Below are 18,486 nucleotides of genomic sequence, written 5' to 3'. Positions count from 1 at the left end.
TCAATTTTGGGGACTTGTTAGACAGTCTCATTATCTGGTAGCAGTTTACACAGCACCGGATCGTTTTTGATACGCTCCAGTTCCTCCTGCACAATCTGCTTCACCTCTTCCTTGATGCGCCGGTAGTTCGCCTGCACCGTTTCCTTCATGCGGTCGTTGCCGTCCTCGTCCGTGAAGTTTGTAATGACGGGAATTTTCTTGTAGGCACTTTCTTCCCGTTTCACCTTTTCGGCATCCACCACAATCTCGCAATGAAAAATCTTCTGCTCGATACGCTCGTTGAAGTTGTCGGATACAGAACCGACAAACATTCCCTGCGTAAGCCCGGAAATCTTACTCGGTGGAATGAGCGCGTCCATCTGCGTGTTGATGGAGGTGGAAACATCCTGCCGGTTGATGGAGATGGACTGCCGTTTCTGCAACACCTTACCGAACCGCTCGGAGAGCGTCTTGGCTGTTTCCCCCACCACCTGACCGGAGAAAATATTGCCGACAGTGTTCATCACCACTTTCGCCTCTTTGTCCCCGTAGTCACGCACTAACTGGCTGAAATCCTGAAAGCCCAGACACACGGCAACCTTGTTGCTTCGGGCGGTAGCTATAAGATTGTCCAACCCTTTGAAGTATATTGTGGGCAACTCGTCGATGATGACCGATGACTTCAGCATCCCCTTCTTGTTGATGAGCTTCACGATACGGGAATTATACAGACCGAGTGCCGCACCGTAGATATTCTGACGGTCGGGATTGTTACCCACGCAGAGGATTTTCGGCTCTTCGGGATTGTTGATGTCCAGCGTAAACTCGCTGTCTGACATCACCCAGTAGAGCTGCGGTGAAATCATCCTCGAAAGCGGGATTTTTGCCGACGCTATCTGACCCATGAGCTGCTCCGCAGCCCCTCCAAGCCACGCATCCATGAACGGCGAAAGGTAGTTCTCCAGCTCCGGATAAGAGGTCAGTATCGGAAATATATCCTCGTAACGGCGGTTCAGAAACTCGATAGCATGGGGAAACGTGCAAAACTTCCCGTTCTGATAGATTTTGAGATACCAGATAATACTGGCAAACAGAATGATAGGTGACTCCACGAAGAAGTCGCCCTGCTTTTGCACCCACGTTTTATTGAGGTTGAGCATTATTGTGTAGGCACTCTCATAGGCATCCGTAATATCTTCCATAAAATCCGGGTGAATGGGATTGCACCGATGAGAGCGTCGCGGGTCGTCGAAGTTGATCACATAGAACTTCGGCTTTACCTTGTAGCCGTCCGGGTGGTTCAGCAAATGGTTGTAGGCAATAGTAGATAGGTCGGGATACTTGAAATCGTAGATGTATTGACTAAAGCCCTTTTCAATCTGTTGCTTGATAAAATTGTTTACCACGGCATAGGACTTGCCGCTGCCCGGCGTACCCAACACGATGGACGCACGGAAGGGATTAACTACATTGATCCAACCGTTGTTCCAGCGTTTCCTGTAATAGAAACGTGTCGGCAGATTGACCGAATACTCGCTTTCGATAAGCCTCGTTTCCTGCATGAAACTCTCGTTCTCGTTGTTGAAAACATCCTCCATCAAATTGTGTTTCAACAGGCGGCTCATCCACAGACCACCCATCAACAGGCAGACATAGCCCGTTCCAATGGTAAGGACATACAGTCCCGTCACCGCTTCAAGCGGCAGCGGCAGGGGCAGCAACCACCAGTTCAGGAAAAACAGCACGAACCCGACGGCAAATGCTGTCCAGATTCTCCCCCAAGTGATTTTCTCACCCTTGACACCCTTCGTACCCAGACAGGACAAGGCAAGCAAAAGGACGGAAAACAGCTTCGTGTAGAGAATGGAATGGAACAGCCCCGCCGTGCGGTCGAAGTTCAGAAGGATTTTGTCCACCACGCCGATGTTCACGCCCCACAGCCGGATGGCTTCGTAGCAGAACCAGTACACGTTCATGACCACTAAAATGATACTCACGGCACGCAGAAAATCCATGATTTTCGCCAATGCCCTCAAATCGTCTTCTTGTTGTGACATACATTGATTTTTTAATTGTTGATACTCTGATTACATACCCAAGCCCTTGCGTTTTTTCTTCTTTTTGCGCTTCATCGCCCGGATGAAAGCCTCTTCCTCGGCATCTACCGCCGGACCTTCGGGAGTGAGCAAGCCCATACCGCCCGATATATCTTCACTGTCGTAGGCGGTCTGCCCGTGTGCCTTGTCCGCAGCATCCACAGGGATGGATAGCGGTATCGGCGGTTGTCCGGCGTATGGCAGGGTGAAGTGTTCCTGCAAGGCATTCGCCGAAAGCTCCTTACCCATGCGCGAACCGTTCAGCACGCATCCCGTGCGGTGGTCGATGAAGGTAGCCCCATAGATGCGCCCTTCCTCTGTGTAGCGCAGTACGGTGTCGATGCCCTTCTCTTTGAGTTGGGATACAAATTTGTCCTTGTCATAAGTGCCTTGCAGCACGGAAAGGACGGTGCGTTTCGTCATGTCTGCCAGTTTCCTATCCTTGATTTCCGATTTGGAACGGACAAACTTCTTCTGTACGGCTTCATAGCCTGCGGACTTCCCGAAAAGCGAGGATTTGAACGGGTTGCCCACCTTGTTACCCTTGTCGTCCGTGACGGAATAGACCAGCCCGTGATACTCCCGTCCGCGCACGTTGCCCCTCGCTTCCTCCACCGTCATATTATATAAGGAAAGGAGCGCACGGTATTCGCCCATCGTCTGGAAACGGTACTGCCCATTCAGAGCCTTCACGGTGTTGCCTACCTGCTTCTTCACATCACCTGCCGATGCGGCCACCTTGCGCAACGGATTATCCAATCTCTGATTTTTACGTTCTGCCGGATGCAATCCGTACTTCTGTTCCAGTTCCCTGCGGATACGGTCGCTGCGGCGGTAGAGAAAATCCCGGTTGAGCCTTTTCCCGTTCTCGTCCACGTTGACCGTCACGATGTGCAGGTGGTGGCGGTCGATGTCCTCGTGCTTGAATACAAGATAAGGCTGGTTTCCGAAACCGAGTTTTTCCAGATACTCGCGGGCGATATTCTGCAACTCAATATCGGTCAGCACATCCTCCGGGTGCGGGTTGAGAGAGATATGCACCACCGGCTTCTCGATCTTCATCTGCGGTGGCAGGAAGGTGAGAAAACCCTCCATCGCCTTGCCTATGTCCACCGTTCCCGAACCGTCATTGTAGATGCGGTTGGTGGTGAGAAGCCGCCCCTGCGCCTCGTTAATCTTCTCCCCGTTGTAGGCAATCGCGCCGTACAACGAACTTCCTACACTGATTTTTGCGACCATTTTGCCTCCATTTCCCTTGAAAGTTCCACAATCCGGCGGCTCAGTTTCACGAGTTCGACGGTGTGTTGCTCTAATTTGTAGAGCAACGCCATCGCCTTTTTCTCTGAAAAATGCAGCCTCAGTTCCTTCACGACTTGGTTGTAATTCGTACCCACGGCACGGAATTGTGCATGAAAATCCGACAGTTTGGTGTAATAGTCCACCAACGTCTTGTCCACCTTCAGCACCTTGAACGGTTGCCCGAAGAAGTGCGCTTTGAGGAAAACAGACCGTGCATAGACACCCGATTTTCCGAACATGGCGAGGAAACGGTTGTGTTCCTCCTCGTTGAAACGGACGGTGTACCGGTACACCGCCGGATCAAGTTTGGGATTTCTCCCTGATTTGCTTTTCCTTTTCTCTTTCATATTACTTTGGATTTAGCGGATTGACGGCATAAGCCGCCGCTTCGGATTACAGCACCGCAGTTCTGAAAGGCTTCCCGACTTCGGAGGGAAAGCCCGCCCCCTGCAAGGGCAAGTGCTTTTCGTGGCTGCTCAAAATATTTTGAGCGGCTGAAAAGACATCTTGCTATGTTCAGGTGAACATAAAAATCCGTCAGGGGACGGATTGGGAAAATACCTTTCAGGACTCCGGGCCGCGCGTCATCGGCGAACCCTGCTGTCCGGGTGCAAAGTTACGCCCTTAAAGCGGTATCGGACAGATGCTTGACCCGGTCAATGACTGCCAACCGGCGCAACGTGCCGCCACTTGCCGGAGAAGTGATACAGGTTCCAAAATATACTTGTTTATTTGCAGCATGATTCAAGAAACGAACGATTTGAAGATATGATAAACGGAACATTCAAATACCCGGAAATCCGCTTCTTCGGATACTTGCCGAAACGGATACCCGAACCGTCGGAAACCCGGTTCTCCGACAATTCGGTGACGTATGGATTCAATGACTTCATGACGCAATGTCGTCAATCACCATTTGTCCGACGCACCGCTTCACCACAGAACCGGATACGCGACGACCCGCCTGCGTGTGTAGTCACGGAAGCGGATGGTGCGACAGCCAAATCCGTATGGAAACAGAAAAACAAATCATCAACAATTAAAATAAATGGAACTATGAGTAAGGAAATCTTCGTTGCATTCGCAACACAGAAAGGTGGCATCGGCAAATCCACTGTCACGGCACTTGCCGCCAGCTACCTGCACAACGTGAAAGGCTACAATGTCGCCGTCGTGGACTGCGACGACCCGCAGCACAGCATCCACGGGCTGCGCGAACACGAAATGGGGCTTATCGACAGCAGCACCTACTTCAAGGCTCTCGCTTGCGACCATTTCCGCCGGATCAAAAAGAACGCCTACACCATCGTCAAAAGCAATGCGGTGAACGCCCTCGACGATGCCGAGAGGATGATTGCCACTGAGGACGTGAAACCCGACGTGGTGTTCTTCGACATGCCCGGCACACTCCGAAGCAACGGCGTGATAAAGACGCTCTCGCAGATGGACTACATTTTCACTCCGCTGAGTGCCGACCGCTTTGTCGTGGAGAGTACCCTGAAATTCGTCACGATGTTCCGCGACAGGCTGATGACTACCGGACAGGCGAAAACAAAGGGGCTGCATCTGTTCTGGACGATGGTGGACGGCAGGGAGAGGAACGACTTGTACGGCATCTACGAGGAAGTGATAGCCGAAATGGGCTTTCCGGTACTTTCCACCCGCTTGCCCGACAGCAAGAAGTTCCGCCGTGACCTTTCGGAAGAGCGCAAGAGCGTTTTCCGCTCCACCATCTTCCCGATGGACACGGCACTGCTGAAAGGGAGTGGCATCCGGGAGTTTTCCGAAGAGATAAGCGACATCATCAGACCGCAGTGAGCATGGGCAGCAGGAAAGTGAACACGGAAGGCATCGACGAGGAACTGCTGTTAGCCTCCATCGGGCGGCGCACACAGGACGGGACACTGCGCCCCGCACAGGAAGTACCCGCAGCTGCACCGACCGAAGAGGACACCGCCGCACCGGAACCATCTCCTGTGCAACCCGTAACACGGGAAAAAGCGCAGAGGGAAAGTGGACGCCGGAAAAGGCAGGACGAGGACTACAACGAGCTATTCCTGCGCCGCAACGAGATAAAGACCCGCCAATGTGTCTATATCAGCCGTGACGTCCACGGCAAGATCCTCAGAATCGTGAACGACATCGCCGGAGGGGAAATCTCAGTAGGCGGATATGTGGATACCGTGCTGCGCCAGCATCTGGAACAGCACAAGGAGAGAATCAACGAACTGTACAAGAAACAACGTGAAGATCTGATTTGAAAATGGAAAAAGAAATGACACCGAATGAAAAAAGACCACAGCAAGACTGCGGAGGTATGTTTACCCAAGTGCAGGCGAGTGTGGAAATACTGTCGCCTGTCCCGGTAAGCGGCAAATGCAGTGAGAAGGACTATGAACGCCTGTTCATCCGCGACCCGGAAGTAAAGGCACGTGAGGGGAAGATGGCGTATGTGCGCCCGGAGTACCACGAGCGTATCATGCGTATCACCCGTGTAATCGGGCATGACCGGCTTACGCTGTCCGCTTACATCGACCATGTGCTGACGCACCACTTCAACCAGTGCGAAGATGCGATAAAGAGCCTTTATGCCCGAAATTACAATTCAGTATTCTAACCAAAAACGGAAGGATATGAATTACACAATCAGCATGACAGACATTCTGCTGGCGGTATCGGTCGGCTGCAACCTCTGGTTCCTGTTCCTGCTCCTTTACGAGCGCATCATGGACACGCGGATTGTCCGCTTCTTCAAGGGCATTGTCGGATTATGGCGGTCACTGGACGGGAATGAGGCTAAACGCATAGCGGCACACGAGGAAGTCCCTGCGGAAAAGGCGGACATCATCGGCAAGAGCCGTTTCAGGATGGCATCCACCCGGACAACCGCTGCCATACCGACGCAAGAAGCCGCCACTATTGAAAAAGGCATTGAGCTGTCGGAGGAAGAGGCTACTTTTGACGACGGAAAAACGGGAAACGCATCCCGCCCGGCACAAGTCCCGGAGGAAAAACTCGATGAGACCTTCACGAGCATACCGCCGGAGGAACTGGGATACGGGGACGACGAACCGGAAGAGGACGCCTCGGACACGCCACGGGCTTCGGGCAGCAGCTTTGACGAGATTGACGACGCCTGCAAGACCGCCAAAAACCCGGACGCGACACAGGCGGAACGTGAAAAGGCGGCTAAGGTGTTCACCGACATGGAGGGCACGGAGTTGTACGAGAAAATGATGGAAGGCTCTTCGGAGATAGGCATCCGCATCAAGGGGCTTATCGAGATTCGGCTGAAGAAATCTGAAAAGGAGTTCGTCGTGCCGGACAACATCGAGGAGTTCGACATTCGCAACTATGTATGACAACAATAAAAGAAATGAACATGAAAGAATGACATCAACCCACGCGGCGAGGAAACGCAAGGCGCATCCCCATCCGCAACGGACACGCCCACGTCCGTGGAAACAAACGGGCATCCACTAAAACCAAAGTAAAGAAACAAAGTATCAACCGCCCGACAAAGGACCATCCACCCTTTTGACGGCAAAAAACAAGAACAGTTTATGAACAAGAACATCTTGAAAAACAGAAAAGCAATCCTCTCCGCGGCACTTGTCATCGCCGCAACCGCCTCCGCTTTCGCGCAGGGAAACGGCATCGCGGGCATCAACGAAGCCACCTCTATGGTGAGTTCTTATTTCGACCCCGGAACTAAACTGATATACGCCATCGGTGCAGTCGTCGGGCTTATCGGGGGCGTAAAAGTGTACGGCAAGTTTTCATCGGGCGACCCCGACACCAGCAAGACAGCCGCCTCGTGGTTCGGCGCGTGCATCTTCCTGATTGTTGCCGCCACCATCCTGCGCTCATTCTTCCTTTAATAAATAATGTATGGCTGAATACCCAATCAACAAGGGTATCGGCCGTCCGGTAGAGTTCAAGGGCTTGAAGGCACAGTACCTCTTCATCTTCTGCGGAGGTCTGCTGGCTCTCTTCGTCCTGTTCGTCATCCTCTACATGGTCGGTATCGACCAGTGGATATGTATCGGCTTCGGCGCGGCATCGTCCTCCCTCCTTGTATGGCAGACCTTCGCGCTGAACGCCCGGTACGGTGAACACGGGCTGATGAAATTAGGAGCGGCACGGAGCCATCCCCGATACCTTATCAACCGGCGGCGGATAACCCGTCTGTTCAAACGACAACGAAAGGAAGAAAGACAATGAGGAATACATCGAAAATGACAACACTGGAAAACAGGTTCCCACTTTTAGCGGTGGAGCATGGCTGCATCATCTCAAAGGACGCCGACATCACGGTGGCTTTCGAGGTGGAACTACCGGAACTTTACACCGTGACGGGTGCGGAGTACGAGGCGATACACAGTTGCTGGTGCAAGGCTATCAAGGTGCTGCCGGACTACTCCGTCGTCCACAAACAGGACTGGTTCATCAAGGAACGCTACAAACCGGAGCTTCAGAAGGACGACATGAGCTTTTTAAGCCGCTCTTTCGAGCGTCACTTCAACGAGCGTCCGTACCTGAAACACACCTGCTACCTCTACCTGACCAAGACAACAAAGGAGCGTAACCGGATGCAGAGCAATTTCAGCACGCTGTGCCGGGGACATATCATCCCGAAGGAGCTGGACAGGGAAACCACGACCAAGTTCTTGGAAGCCTGCGAACAGTTCGAGCGCATCATGAACGACAGCGGGCTTGTCAGGCTGCGCCGCCTCTCCACCGATGAGATTGTGGGTACTGAGGGAAAGACGGGACTTATTGAACGCTACTTCTCGCTCATGCCGGAAGGTGACACCACCTTGCAGGACATCGAGCTTTCGGCAAGGGAGATGCGCATCGGCGACAACCGCCTGTGTCTGCACACCCTCTCCGACGCGGAAGACCTGCCGGGCAAGGTGGCTACCGACACCCGTTACGAGAAGCTCTCCACCGACCGGAGTGACTGCCGACTGTCATTCGCCTCCCCGGTGGGGCTTCTGCTCTCCTGCAACCATATCTACAACCAGTATGTGCTGATAGACAACAGTGAGGAAACCTTGCAGAAGTTCGAGAAGTCCGCCCGTAACATGCAGTCGCTATCTCGCTATTCAAGGAGCAACAGCATCAACCGCGAGTGGATAGACCAATACCTGAACGAAGCCCATTCCTACGGACTGACCTCGGTACGGGCACACTTCAACGTCATGGCGTGGAGCGACGATGCGGAGGAACTGAAGCATATCAAGAACGACGTGGGCAGCCAGTTGGCAAGCATGGAATGCGTGCCGCGCCACAACACCATCGACTGCCCGACACTCTACTGGGCGGCGATACCCGGCAATGCGGCGGACTTCCCGGCGGAAGAGAGTTTCCACACCTTCATCGAACAGGCGGTGTGCCTGTTCACAGAGGAAACCAACTACCGCAGCTCGCTCTCGCCCTTCGGCATCAAGATGGTGGACAGGCTCACGGGAAAACCGCTGCACCTTGACATCTCCGACCTGCCCATGAAGCGAGGTATCACGACCAACCGCAACAAGTTCGTGCTGGGTCCTTCGGGCAGCGGCAAGTCTTTCTTCATGAACCACCTCGTGCGCCAATATTATGAGCAAGACGCACATGTGGTATTGGTGGACACGGGAAACTCCTATCAGGGCTTGTGCGGCATGATCCGACGCAAGACAGGCGGAGCGGACGGTGTGTATTTCACCTACACGGAAGATAAGCCCATCAGCTTCAACCCGTTCTACACCGACGATTACATCTTCGACGTGGAGAAGAAGGACAGCATCAAGACCCTGTTGCTGACGCTCTGGAAGTCGGAGGACGACAAGGTGACAAAGACGGAGAGCGGCGAGCTGGGCAGTGCCGTGAGTGCCTATATTGAGCGCATCCAATCCGACCGTAGCATCGTGCCGTCGTTCAACACCTTCTACGAGTATATGCGTGACGACTACCGCAAGGAACTGGCACAGCGTGACATCAAGGTGGAGAAGTCCGACTTCAACATCGACAACATGCTCACCACCATGCGGCAGTATTACCGGGGCGGGCGTTACGATTTCCTGCTCAACTCCACGGAGAACATCGACCTGCTCGGCAAGCGGTTCATCGTCTTCGAGATAGATTCGATTAAAGAAAACCGCGAACTGTTCCCCGTCGTGACCATCATCATCATGGAAGCCTTCATCAACAAGATGCGGCGGCTGAAAGGCGTGCGGAAACAGCTTATCGTGGAAGAGGCTTGGAAGGCCCTCTCATCGGCGAACATGGCTGAATATCTGCGCTATATGTATAAGACGGTCAGAAAATATTACGGCGAGGCAATCGTGGTGACGCAGGAGGTGGACGACATTATCAGTTCTCCGGTGGTCAAAGAGAGCATTATCAACAACTCGGATTGTAAAATCCTGCTTGACCAAAGGAAATATATGAACAAGTTCGACCAGATACAGGCGTTGCTCGGACTGACGGAAAAGGAGAAGTCGCAGATACTCTCCATCAACATGGCGAACAACCCTTCACGGCTCTACAAGGAGGTGTGGATAGGCTTGGGCGGCACGCAGTCGGCGGTCTATGCCACGGAGGTCAGCGCGGAAGAGTATCTGGCGTACACCACCGAGGAAACGGAAAAAGTGGAGGTTTACCGTCTGGCGGAGAAGCTGGGCGACGACATCGAAGCCGCCATCCGGCAGCTTGCCGAAAGGCGGAGAAACAAGGAATAACTAAAAAACAGAATGTATCAACCAAAAAAGAAAAACGCGTATGAATTTACCAAAAGTGAAAATGCTGCAAGTCAGCAAGTGCCTTATCGGATTGGCGGTCATGATGCTGCAATCCTGCGACGTGGCCGACAACCGCCGCGACATGCTGTGCGGGAACTGGGAGAGCGTGGAGGGAAAACCTGACGTGCTTATCTACAAGGAGGGCGAAGCCTACAAAGTGACGGTGTTCCGTCGTAGCGGTCTGCGCCGCAAGCTCAAGCCGGAAACCTATCTCTTGCAGGAGGAGAACGGCAACCTGTTCATGAACACCGGCTTCCGCATCGACGTGTCCTACAACGAGGCCACGGATGTGCTGACTTTCTCGCCAAACGGGGACTATGTGCGGGTGAAGCCGCAGCCGGGACATCCGACCGAAGAATAACAACCACTAAAATCCAAAGTAACATGAGAACAAGAATAACAATGATTATCTGCCTGTGCCTGCTTTTCGCGGGCAGGGCAAGCGCACAGTGGGTCGTAAGCGATCCGGGCAATCTAGCGCAGGGCATCATCAATGCCTCCAAAAACATCATCCATACCTCCAAGACCGCCACGAACATGGTGAGCAACTTTCAGGAGACGGTGAAAATCTATCAGCAGGGCAAGAAGTATTACGATGCCCTCAAATCGGTGAACAATCTGGTCAAGGACGCCCGCAAGGTGCAGCAGACCATCCTGATGGTGGGCGACATCACAGACATCTATGTGAACAGTTTCCAACGGATGCTCCGTGACGGGAATTTCAGACCCGAAGAGCTTTCCGCAATCGCTTTCGGCTACACGAAACTGCTGGAGGAAAGCAACGAAGTGTTGACGGAACTCAGGAACGTGGTGAACATCACCACGCTCTCCATGACCGACAAGGAGCGCATGGACGTGGTGGAACGCTGCCACTCGAAGATGAAGCGTTACCGCAACCTCGTGAGCTACTACACGAACAAGAACATCTCCGTGAGTTACCTGCGTGCGAAAAAGAAGAACGACCTCGACCGCATCATGGGGCTGTACGGGAACATGAACGAAAGATACTGGTAGCCTATGAAGTTCGACAACCTTCATCAGATTTTACGTTCACTTTATGAGCAGATGATGCCGCTGTGTGGGGACATGGCTGGTGTGGCGAAAGGCATCGCCGGGCTGGGTGCGCTGTTCTACGTCGCCTACCGGGTATGGCAGTCGCTGGCGAGAGCTGAACCGATAGACGTATTCCCGATGCTCCGTCCTTTTGCCATCGGTCTGTGCATCATGTTCTTCCCGACTGTGGTGCTGGGCACGATAAACAGCATCCTCTCACCCGTCGTACAGGGCACGGCAAAGATGCTGGAGGCGGAAACGCTGGACATGAACCGATACCGGGAGCAGAAGGACAAACTGGAATACGAGGCGATGGTACGCAACCCCGAAACCGCCTACCTCGTGTCCAACGAGGAATTTGACAAGCAACTGGAGGAACTCGGCTGGTCGCCCTCCGACATGGTGACGATGGCGGGAATGTATATCGACCGGGGAATGTACAACATGAAGAAGAGCATCCGCGACTTCTTCCGCGAGATACTCGAACTGCTGTTCCAAGCCGCCGCCCTCGTGATAGACACCGTCCGCACCTTCTTTCTCGTGGTGCTGGCGATTCTCGGTCCGATAGCCTTCGCCCTGTCGGTATGGGACGGTTTCCAAAACACGCTCACGCAGTGGATATGCCGCTATATACAGGTCTATCTGTGGCTACCGGTATCGGACATGTTCAGCACCATACTGGCGAAGATACAGGTTCTGATGCTGCAAAACGACATCGAGCGGATGCAGGCAGACCCGAACTTCTCGCTGGATTCGAGCGACGGGGTGTATATCGTATTCCTCTGCATCGGCATCATCGGCTACTTTACCATTCCCACCGTTGCGGGCTGGATTATCCAAGCCGGAGGCATGGGCGGTTACGGTCGCAACGTGAACCAGATGGCGGGACGAGCCGGAAGCATGGCGGGCAGCGTGGCGGGTGCAGCCGCAGGAAACGCAGTCGGACGTGTCGGCAAATTGCTGAAATAATCAATGTGCAATCATAAATTGGAAAATATAAATGGAATTCAAATCACTTAGAAACATCGAATCGTCGTTCAGGCAGATACGCCTGTTCGGTATCGTCTTCCTCTCGCTGTGCGCCGTGGTGACGGTGTGGAGCGTGTGGAACTCCTACCGTTTCGCAGAGAAGCAACGGGAGAAAATCTATGTGCTGGACAACGGCAAGAGCCTGATGCTCGCCTTGTCTCAGGATTTGTCGCAGAACCGCCCGGCGGAGGCACGGGAACATGTGCGCCGTTTCCACGAGATGTTCTTCACGCTATCACCTGAAAAAAGCGCGATTGAACACAACGTGAAACGTGCCTTGCTGCTGGCGGACAAGAGCGTGTACCACTATTATTCGGACTTCGCGGAGAAGGGGTACTACAACCGCATCATCGCCGGGAACATCAACCAAGTGCTGAAGGTGGACAGCGTGGTGTGCGACTTCAACGCCTATCCCTACCGTGCCGTGACCTACGCCACACAGAAAATCATCCGGCAGAGCAACGTCACCGAGCGCAGCCTCGTGACCACCTGCCGCCTGCTGAACGCATCGCGGTCGGATGACAACCCGAACGGTTTTACCATCGAGGGTTTCACCATCATTGAGAACAAGGATTTACAGACTATCAAACGGTAACAGGACATGAAAAGTATCAGAAAATCAATGTGGGGCATGTATTGGAAACTCCACGACAAACGGAAACGCTTGGCGGCAAGTCTCAAAGGGTATCTGGACGGCTTGCCGCCGGAAACACGCCGCCGCATCGTGCTGGGGATGTTCGCCGCCTTCGCGGTGCTTGCCCTTTACACCTTCGGCAGAGCCGTCTATGACATCGGCAGGAACGACGGCTCACATATGGAAACGGGACACGCCGGACGGGTGGAACTGCCGACCCCGGCGGAAACAGGCAATCACTTAACACCTTATTTATATGGAACAGACAAAGAATGAACCGACGAAAGAGAACAAAGCTGCTCCCGAAACGGGGAAACCGAAAAAGGAGCGCGAACCGCTGACAGAGGCGCAACGGCTGAAACGGCAGAAGATGATCGTGCTGCCCGCTATGGTGTTGGTGTTCATCGGGGCGATGTGGCTGATATTCGCCCCGTCCTCCGGCAAGGAGCAACCGCCGGGAACGGACGGATACAACACCGAGATGCCCGACGCTGACAAGGCGAACCGGCAGATTATCGGCGACAAGCTGAAAGCCTACGAGCATGGGGAGATGGAAGAGCGTCAGGAGAGCCGCAACCGTGCCATCGGGCAGCTGGGCGACATGTTCGACCGCGAGATAGCGGGAACGGAGAACGGAGTGGACTTCGACCTCGCCAATCCGGGCGGCAAGGAAGAAAGGGCAAAGCCAGCCACGCCGCAGACCATCCAGTCCTCCGCAGCCGCCTACCGTGACCTGAACGCCACGCTCGGAAACTTCTACGACCAGCCGAAAAACGACAATGCGGAGATGGACGAATTGTTGGAGCGCATCGCATCGCTGGAGTCGGAACTGGAAAGCGAGAGGGGCAAGGCTTCCTCTATGGACGAGCAGGTGGCTCTTATGGAGAAGTCCTACGAGCTGGCGGCAAAGTACATGGGCGGTCAGAACGGAGGACAGCCATCGGCGGAACAGAGGGCAGAGCCAACTACCGTGCAGAAAGGGAAGAAGAACAAGGCAATGCCTATCAGACAGGTGGAGCATCAAGTAGTTTCTTCACTCTCACAGCCTATGAGTAACGCGGAGTTTGTCGCCGCCTTATCGCAGGAACGCAACCGGGGTTTCAACACGGCTGTCGGCACGGCGGAGGTATTGGACAGGAACACCATACCGGCGTGCGTGCATGGGGCGCAGAGCGTGACGGACGGGCAGACGGTAAGGCTGCGCCTGCTGGAGCCTATGGCGGTGGCAGGCAGGACAATACCCCGGGGTGCGGTGGTGGTCGGCACGGGCAAGATACAGGGTGAGCGGCTCGACATCGAGATTACCTCGCTGGAATACGACGGCACGATTATCCCCGTGGAGCTTGCGGTCTATGACACGGACGGACAGCCCGGCATCTTCATCCCGAACTCGATGGAGATGAACGCCGTCCGGGAGGTCGCCGCCAACATGGGCGGCTCGCTGGGAAGCAGCATCAACATCTCCACCAATGCCGGGGCGCAGCTCGCCTCCGACTTGGGCAAGGGGCTGATACAAGGCACGAGCCAGTACATCGCCAAAAAGATGCGAACCGTCAAGGTGCATCTGAAAGCCGGGTACAGGGTCATGCTTTACCAAGAAAAATATTGAAAACAATAAAAATTACCACTAAAATCCAAAAGTAATGAGAAAAGTAATCATCATGTTTGCCCTCGCTATGGGCATCATAACTGCCAACGCGCAGGAGAATGTAACCGTTGAAACGACCAACGGAAGTGAACAACCGACCTTGACGAAGGAGGTCTATCCGCAGAAGGAGGCGGACGGCGACCTATATCACGGGCTGTCACGCAAGCTGACCTTCGACCGCATGATACCGCCGCACGGTCTGGAAGTGACCTACGACAAGACCGTCCACGTCATTTTTCCGGCGGAGGTGCGCTATGTCGATTTAGGCTCGCCCGACCTGATTGCCGGGAAAGCCGACGGAGCGGAGAACATCATCCGTGTGAAGGCTACCGTAAGGAATTTTCCCAACGAAACGAATATGTCCGTCATCACGGAGGACGGCAGTTTCTACACCTTCAACGTGAAGTACGCCGCCGAACCGCTGTTGCTCAACGTGGAGATGTGCGACTTCATCCATGACGGCAGCACGGTGAACCGCCCGAACAACGCGCAGGAAATCTATCTGAAAGAGCTGGGCAGCGAAAGCCCGATGCTGGTGCGCCTTATCATGAAGTCCATCCACAAACAGAACAAGCGCGAGGTGAAGCATATCGGCTGCAAGCGTTTCGGCATCCAATACCTGTTGAAAGGCATCTACACGCACAACGGCTTGCTTTATTTCCACACGGAGATAAAGAACCAGAGCAACGTGCCTTTCGATGTGGACTACATCACTTGGAAAATCGTGGACAAGAAGGTTGCGAAGCGTACTGCCGTGCAGGAGCAGATTATTCTGCCGCTCCGCGCGCAGAACTACGCCACCCTCGTGCCGGGCAAAAAGAGCGAGCGCACGGTCTTCACGATGGCGAAGTTCACCATCCCCGATGACAAGTGCCTCGTGGTGGAATTGAACGAGAAGAACGGCGGCCGTCACCAGTCCTTCGTGATTGAGAACGAGGATTTGGTACGCGCGGGTACCATCAACGAACTTCAAGTACGCTGACCATGAGAAAGTACATCGCAATAATCATCGCGTCGCTTGCCCTTTTTACAGGGCAGGCGCACGCCCAGCGGTGTCTGCCGAAGATGCAGGGCATCGAGGTGAGGGCGGACATGGCGGACGGCTTCAATCTCGGCGGCAAGGACGGCGGGTACAGCTTCGGGGCGGCTCTCTCCACCTACACGAAGAAGGGGAACAAGTGGGTGTTCGGTGGCGAATACCTGTTGAAGAACAATCCCTACAAGGACACCAAGATACCCGTGGCGCAGTTCACGGCGGAGGGCGGCTATTACTTCAAGATACTGTCGGACGCCCGAAAGATTGTTTTCGTCTATGCCGGGGCTTCGGCTCTCGCCGGATATGAGGCGGTAAATTGGGGGAAGAAGGTGCTGCATGACGGCTCCACGCTGCACGACCGGGACGCCTTCATCTACGGCGGTGCGCTGACGCTCGATGTGGAGTGTTACGTGGCAGACCGTATCGCCCTGCTTGCCAACCTGCGGGAGCGTTGCCTTTGGGGTGGCGACACACGGAAGTTCCACACGCAGTTCGGGGTCGGTATCAAGTTCATCATCAACTGACACGGGCATGGAAAGGACGGAAATAGATGCTGTCAGAAGGATGCCGCTTGCGGATTTTCTCGCACGGCTGGGGCATGAGCCTGTCAGAAGGAGCGGTAACGAGCTGTGGTATCTTGCCCCGTACAGGGGCGAGCGCACATCCTCTTTCCGTGTGAACGTGGCGAAACAGCTCTGGTACGACTTCGGTTTGGGCAAGGGCGGCGACATCTTCACGCTTGCCGGGGAGTTTCTGCAAAGCGATGACTTCATGAAGCAAGCGAAGTTCATAGCGGAAGCCGCCAATATGACGGTTGCCGGATGGGAAAAGCCCGTCTATCTCTCGAAGCCGACCGAATCCGTTTTTGAGGATGTGGAGGTCGCTCCGCTGCTCCGCTCACTGCTGACGGAGTATTTAGAGGAACGGGGCATCCCTTACGCCATCGCATCCCGTCACTGCTGCCGCTTGAACTACGGTGTGCGTGGGAAACGGTATTTTGCCGTTGGCTTTCCGAACATGGCAGGTGGCTATGAAGTCAGAAGCCGATATTTCAAGGGTTGCATACCTCCGAAGTCTGTATCACTGGTAAAGGCGAATGACATCCCGGCTGACGAGTGCCTCGTGTTCGAGGGCTTCATGGACTTTCTCTCTGCCGTGACGCTTGGTGTAACCGGTAACGCTGACTGTCTTGTGCTGAACTCAGTCGCCAACGTGGAGAAGGCGGCGGGATTGCTGGACGGATACGGGCGCATCGGCTGCTTCCTCGACCGTGACGAAGCCGGACGGCGGACGCTTGCCGCACTTACCATGCGATACGGGGAACGTGTCACCGACCGTTCCTCCCTCTATGACGGTTGCAAGGACTTGAACGAGTACCTGCAACTGACAACGAAAAAACAGAAAAACAACCATCTAAAAATCGAAGAACAATGAACATACTGAACAACAGAAACAAGAGAACATCAATATTCAAGGCAGTGGCGTTATGCCTGATAGCCGCCATGTCATTCACCCTCGTGTCATGTGACGATGACATGGACATCCAGCAGTCCTATCCCTTCACGGTGGAGGTCATGCCCGTGCCGAACAAGGTAGTAAAGGGGCAGACAGTGGAAATCCGCTGTGAACTGAAAAAGGAGGGCGACTTTTCGGGTACGCTCTATACCATCCGCTATTTCCAGTTCGAGGGGGAAGGCTCGCTCAAAATGGATAACGGCATCACCTTCCTGCCTAACGACCGCTACCTGCTGGAGAACGAAAAATTCCGCCTGTACTACACGGCGGCGGGTGATGAGGCGCATAATTTCATCGTGGTGGTGGAGGATAACTTTAGCAACTCCTACGAACTGGAATTTGACTTCAACAACAGGAATGTAAAGGACGACGATCTTACCATCGTTCCCATCGGCAACTTCAGCCCCTTGTTGAAATGATGCGTGTATTCATGACAATGCTCTGTTCACTTCTGACGGTCTGTTCTGTGTCCGCGCAGATCAGCCGCCAAGAGGGAACGGACGGGCAGGCGGCAATCTACCGACTGCCGCTTATGGAACGTGCTTTTTTATGCTGCCGCTACTTTGAAGGCTGGCACTCAGAAAAACACTACCCATACGTCGGTTGGGGTCACAAACTTTTGCCAAACGAGAAGTATTCGGCACGAACCATGACAAAACGGGATGCGGATGAACTTTTGCGGAAAGACCTGCGCAAATTTGTCGCCATGTTCCGTAAATTCGGGGTTGATTCGATTTTGCTTGGCACGTTAGCTTACAATGTGGGACCGGCGAAGCTGTTAGGCAGCAAAACAATCCCCAAAAGCACCTTAATCAAGAAGCTGGAAGCTGGTGACAGGAACATCTACCGTGAGTATATAGCCTTCTGCAACTACAAAGGAAAACGCCACGCCATGCTGCTCAAACGGAGAAAGGCGGAGTTTGCGCTGTTGTATATCCCATAAAAGGACTGACAAAACTGGCAAAAGACGTGCCATATTTAACTTGGCACGTCTTTTGCTCTATCACTTGATAGATTATCGTAGGATTTTCTCGTTAATTGACATCGTTGAGCCATTTTTGCCTATCGGTTTCCAAATAACACTTCAAGTTGTAAGTGTTGTGAGAGCAATACAAAACATAGTTATTAACCATAAAAAGTATAGCGAAATTATGAAGAAAGTATTTAGGAAAATTCAGAAAGGAACAACAAAAATGATTGAACGTATCAAATCGTTGGGGGAAATGGAGACGAAGCAGAAATGTGTAGTTCAACGGTTCGAGATTATCATTCCCCTCCACCAAAAAATAACGACCCAATATATAGCCTCCGCAAGTTTTACTTGCGGATTTTTTAGTTATCGCAGATTGGACAAAGGTTTCTTTGCTACTTTCTTTGTCCGCCATCATGCTCACTGAAAGAAAGTAGGGCGG

Annotated in this window: 22 protein-coding genes; 19 read left to right on the top strand and 3 right to left on the bottom strand. The window is 53.5% G+C overall.

Annotated features, from left to right (window positions below; all coding sequences use genetic code 11):
* Positions 1 to 17 precede the first annotated feature (17 nt).
* Genes mobC through mobA form a run of 3 tightly spaced genes read right to left on the bottom strand, consistent with a single transcriptional unit; the run spans position 18 to position 3,721 of the window.
* On the bottom strand, positions 18 to 2,036 hold the full coding sequence (gene mobC / locus DW189_RS06620; RefSeq protein WP_004291482.1) for a conjugal transfer protein MobC: 2,019 nt from the start codon (positions 2,034 to 2,036) through the stop codon (positions 18 to 20).
* A 30-nt stretch (positions 2,037 to 2,066) separates the two neighbouring features.
* Positions 2,067 to 3,314 (bottom strand): conjugal transfer protein MobB, encoded by a 1,248-nt coding sequence (gene mobB / locus DW189_RS06615; protein ID WP_004291483.1) that lies wholly within the window; start codon positions 3,312 to 3,314, stop codon positions 2,067 to 2,069.
* Positions 3,293 to 3,721 (bottom strand): conjugal transfer protein MobA, encoded by a 429-nt coding sequence (gene mobA, locus DW189_RS06610; RefSeq protein WP_004291488.1) that lies wholly within the window; start codon positions 3,719 to 3,721, stop codon positions 3,293 to 3,295. The genes mobB and mobA overlap by 22 nt, the downstream gene beginning before the upstream one ends.
* Before the next feature lie 421 nt (positions 3,722 to 4,142).
* Here mobA and DW189_RS06595 point away from each other — a divergent pair, with 421 nt between their 5' ends.
* The 19 genes from DW189_RS06595 to DW189_RS14705 all read left to right on the top strand — a co-directional run bounded on the left by DW189_RS06595 (position 4,143) and on the right by DW189_RS14705 (position 18,471).
* On the top strand, positions 4,143 to 5,192 hold the full coding sequence (locus DW189_RS06595) for a ParA family protein (protein WP_004291492.1): 1,050 nt from the start codon (positions 4,143 to 4,145) through the stop codon (positions 5,190 to 5,192).
* A 2-nt stretch (positions 5,193 to 5,194) separates the two neighbouring features.
* The gene (locus tag DW189_RS06590) at positions 5,195 to 5,635 is read left to right on the top strand and encodes a DUF3408 domain-containing protein (RefSeq protein WP_004291503.1); all 441 of its coding nucleotides are present in this window, start codon (positions 5,195 to 5,197) and stop codon (positions 5,633 to 5,635) included.
* Positions 5,636 to 5,637: 2 nt separating this feature from the next.
* Positions 5,638 to 5,991, top strand: a complete 354-nt coding sequence (locus DW189_RS06585; RefSeq protein ID WP_004291505.1) for a DUF3408 domain-containing protein — start codon at positions 5,638 to 5,640, stop codon at positions 5,989 to 5,991.
* Positions 5,992 to 6,007: 16 nt separating this feature from the next.
* A complete protein-coding gene (locus DW189_RS06580) occupies positions 6,008 to 6,736 on the top strand; it encodes a hypothetical protein (protein ID WP_004304280.1) in 729 nt (242 codons plus the stop codon).
* 201 nt (positions 6,737 to 6,937) lie between these two features.
* Positions 6,938 to 7,255, top strand: coding sequence for a DUF4134 domain-containing protein (locus DW189_RS06575; protein WP_002560983.1), 318 nt, complete (start codon positions 6,938 to 6,940; stop codon positions 7,253 to 7,255).
* A 10-nt stretch (positions 7,256 to 7,265) separates the two neighbouring features.
* Complete coding sequence (locus DW189_RS06570) at positions 7,266 to 7,598, top strand: DUF4133 domain-containing protein (RefSeq protein ID WP_004291514.1); 333 nt, start codon at positions 7,266 to 7,268, stop codon at positions 7,596 to 7,598.
* Positions 7,595 to 10,099: a TraG family conjugative transposon ATPase gene (locus DW189_RS06565; protein ID WP_117507250.1), complete on the top strand. Its 2,505-nt coding sequence runs from the start codon at positions 7,595 to 7,597 to the stop codon at positions 10,097 to 10,099. Before DW189_RS06570 ends, DW189_RS06565 begins: the two co-directional genes overlap by 4 nt.
* Positions 10,100 to 10,139: 40 nt before the next feature.
* Positions 10,140 to 10,520, top strand: a complete 381-nt coding sequence (locus DW189_RS06560; protein WP_004291516.1) for a DUF3876 domain-containing protein — start codon at positions 10,140 to 10,142, stop codon at positions 10,518 to 10,520.
* A 23-nt stretch (positions 10,521 to 10,543) separates the two neighbouring features.
* Positions 10,544 to 11,173 carry a DUF4141 domain-containing protein gene (locus DW189_RS06555; RefSeq protein WP_004304283.1) on the top strand — a complete coding sequence of 210 codons (630 nt, stop codon included), beginning with the start codon at positions 10,544 to 10,546 and terminating at the stop codon, positions 11,171 to 11,173.
* A 3-nt stretch (positions 11,174 to 11,176) separates the two neighbouring features.
* Positions 11,177 to 12,181 (top strand): conjugative transposon protein TraJ, encoded by a 1,005-nt coding sequence (gene traJ, locus DW189_RS06550; protein WP_004291518.1) that lies wholly within the window; start codon positions 11,177 to 11,179, stop codon positions 12,179 to 12,181.
* Positions 12,182 to 12,212: 31 nt separating this feature from the next.
* Positions 12,213 to 12,836: a conjugative transposon protein TraK gene (gene traK / locus DW189_RS06545; protein ID WP_004291519.1), complete on the top strand. Its 624-nt coding sequence runs from the start codon at positions 12,213 to 12,215 to the stop codon at positions 12,834 to 12,836.
* 6 nt (positions 12,837 to 12,842) lie between these two features.
* Positions 12,843 to 13,151 carry a TraL conjugative transposon family protein gene (locus DW189_RS14425; RefSeq protein ID WP_004291520.1) on the top strand — a complete coding sequence of 103 codons (309 nt, stop codon included), beginning with the start codon at positions 12,843 to 12,845 and terminating at the stop codon, positions 13,149 to 13,151.
* Positions 13,132 to 14,484 (top strand): conjugative transposon protein TraM, encoded by a 1,353-nt coding sequence (gene traM, locus DW189_RS06540; RefSeq protein ID WP_004291521.1) that lies wholly within the window; start codon positions 13,132 to 13,134, stop codon positions 14,482 to 14,484. The genes DW189_RS14425 and traM overlap by 20 nt, the downstream gene beginning before the upstream one ends.
* A gap of 34 nt (positions 14,485 to 14,518) precedes the next feature.
* Positions 14,519 to 15,505: a conjugative transposon protein TraN gene (gene traN / locus DW189_RS06535; RefSeq protein ID WP_004291522.1), complete on the top strand. Its 987-nt coding sequence runs from the start codon at positions 14,519 to 14,521 to the stop codon at positions 15,503 to 15,505.
* A gap of 2 nt (positions 15,506 to 15,507) precedes the next feature.
* Positions 15,508 to 16,083 carry a conjugal transfer protein TraO gene (locus DW189_RS06530; protein ID WP_004291523.1) on the top strand — a complete coding sequence of 192 codons (576 nt, stop codon included), beginning with the start codon at positions 15,508 to 15,510 and terminating at the stop codon, positions 16,081 to 16,083.
* 7 nt (positions 16,084 to 16,090) lie between these two features.
* Positions 16,091 to 16,993, top strand: a complete 903-nt coding sequence (locus DW189_RS06525; protein WP_004291524.1) for a toprim domain-containing protein — start codon at positions 16,091 to 16,093, stop codon at positions 16,991 to 16,993.
* Positions 16,990 to 17,493: a DUF3872 domain-containing protein gene (locus tag DW189_RS06520; RefSeq protein WP_004291525.1), complete on the top strand. Its 504-nt coding sequence runs from the start codon at positions 16,990 to 16,992 to the stop codon at positions 17,491 to 17,493. The genes DW189_RS06525 and DW189_RS06520 overlap by 4 nt, the downstream gene beginning before the upstream one ends.
* Positions 17,490 to 18,017 (top strand): glycoside hydrolase family protein, encoded by a 528-nt coding sequence (locus tag DW189_RS06515; protein ID WP_004291526.1) that lies wholly within the window; start codon positions 17,490 to 17,492, stop codon positions 18,015 to 18,017. The genes DW189_RS06520 and DW189_RS06515 overlap by 4 nt, the downstream gene beginning before the upstream one ends.
* Positions 18,018 to 18,081: 64 nt before the next feature.
* Positions 18,082 to 18,471: a hypothetical protein gene (locus tag DW189_RS14705; protein WP_004291527.1), complete on the top strand. Its 390-nt coding sequence runs from the start codon at positions 18,082 to 18,084 to the stop codon at positions 18,469 to 18,471.
* Positions 18,472 to 18,486: the final 15 nt, after the last annotated feature.

The sequence above is a fragment of the Alistipes sp. AM16-43 genome, assembly GCF_003435745.1.
GTDB classification, from domain to species: Bacteria; Bacteroidota; Bacteroidia; order Bacteroidales; family Rikenellaceae; genus Alistipes; species Alistipes onderdonkii.
This window is presented reverse-complemented; position numbering and strand designations above follow the sequence as displayed.